Here is a 1,882-nt window from a genome sequence, read left to right as displayed (position 1 = left end):
TATTTATAATTGGATTATTAAGTGATGTAGTGATGGGCAGGATGATTGCACGAATAAAAAGCCGTTCATTCTTATAATCTATATAGATTAATTACAAATATATTCATAGAAAACAAAAGAACCACCGGGAAATAGATCCGTAGTGGTTCTCTTTACAAATACTTGGTACAATACTTTACTGAACTAGATAAGGTATGGGATTCACTGCATTTGTTTTTTCAAAATTCCACTCGCCGTTATGTAATTCAAAATGAAGATGTTGCCCGGTTGAATGTCCTGTATTCCCCATGTGTCCTATCATTTGTCCGGTTTCAACCCGATCACCCGCTTGTACTGTACGATCCTTCAAATGTGCATAAACGGTTGTATATAATTTCCCATCTATCGTATGAGCAATAAACACAACATTTCCATAGGAATTAGAGTAGTAGGATTTTATTACTTTTCCGCTTGTTGCTGCCAGGATTGGAACTTCACCTGGAGCTGTGAAATCTACTCCGTAATGCATTTCTCCCCAACGAACATCAAATGTAGAGCTGACTATCCCTTTCGTTGGGGACTTGAAAACAGCTGGAATAGAAGGATTTTCTTGTGGTTTGTTTTGTAATACATAATGTTTAGCTACATATCCAAAACCTGAACCGAAACGTATTTTATACCAAGAACCTATTGTTTCTACAACTTGTAATTGGGTACCATTTTTTAAAGATCCAATTATAGAAGTGTTAGTTCCCGCTCCGCTTCGCACTCTTAATACAGGAGTTGCAACATAATAAGATGAATTTCCTTGTACGGTGGTTCCTTTAACCATTGAATGGGAACCATTAGAGACAAATTCTTTTTTCACATATCCTGTTTTTCCATTATAAGAAATTTTATACCATTCACCACATTCTTCTAAAATGGAGATGTATTTTCCATTTGGTAGTACACCGAGAATAGTAGATTCTACATTTGGCTCTATACGAACATTTAATGCAAGCGCATTTACAATATATTGATTTTTTGGTTGTGTTTGTTTTGTGGGAGAAAGATAAGATTTTTGCATGTAACCAATTTTATTTTGTACATCTACTTTATACCAGTCAGGTGTTGTTTCTAATATTTTAACTGGAGTATTGAATGTAATACTTTCAATAGAGTTGCTACTTGTAGTAGCGCCCTGATACAGATGTACTTTGTCAAAATTTACAAATCCGATTTTTACTTTGTCATTTTGTTGTATTGATACAGCATGAGAATCAGCTGCTACTACTGAAGGGAGAAGTGTAGCAATTGCAGCAGTTGTTAATGAAAAAGTGGTAGTGATCATCTTCATATAATAATAAGCCTCCTTCGGGAATGTGTATTACAACATTAAAATGAAAACAATATTAAAGTGAAAGATATATAAAAAGAATAGCAGATTTTTAAAAGTTGTGGTAAAAAAATATCAAAAAATGTCGAATTAAATAGAATTTTTAGTTTTTTTGTTGATTCGTGTTATTTTTTATGTTAAACTCATAACAACAAAGAAAGAGAAAACAAATACCCTTATCTAGTAAGATGTCAGAATTTTTAGTTTTCTCCGTTCGTTTTACTTCTTGTGCCGTAGAAGTTTGTGCATTTTTTTCCACTCTTTCTTTGTTTTACCCTATAAAGGAAAGCAACCTGTTTTTATACAGGTTGTTTTCTTTTATAAAAATTTAATTTGTTGTTTTTATAACAGTTGGGGTTACTATTTTAAAAGTTATTATGGTTTATAGGGGGGCGATAGCTAATAGATTGGATATTTAATGAGGAGTTTGCATTACAATAGAGTGAATCTAGAAAGAGGTGAAAACTAAGAAATTCGGATGTTATTTTTAAAATTTTGGAAAAGGAAGAATAAAAATATAGTGGA

General features: G+C 32.4%; 1 protein-coding gene. It reads right to left on the bottom strand.

Features of this window, described 5'->3' with window-relative positions; genetic code table 11:
* Window positions 1-175 precede the first annotated feature (175 nt).
* On the bottom strand, window positions 176-1,318 hold the full coding sequence (locus tag V7038_RS26965) for an SH3 domain-containing protein (RefSeq protein ID WP_098988942.1): 1,143 nt from the start codon (window positions 1,316-1,318) through the stop codon (window positions 176-178).
* Window positions 1,319-1,882 lie beyond the last annotated feature (564 nt).

It is taken from the genome of Bacillus sp. JJ783 (assembly GCF_036963225.1).
Lineage (GTDB): Bacteria > Bacillota > Bacilli > Bacillales > Bacillaceae_G > Bacillus_A > Bacillus_A cereus_U.
Note: the sequence above shows the minus strand (reverse complement) of the source record. Positions and strands in the feature narration are given on the sequence as shown.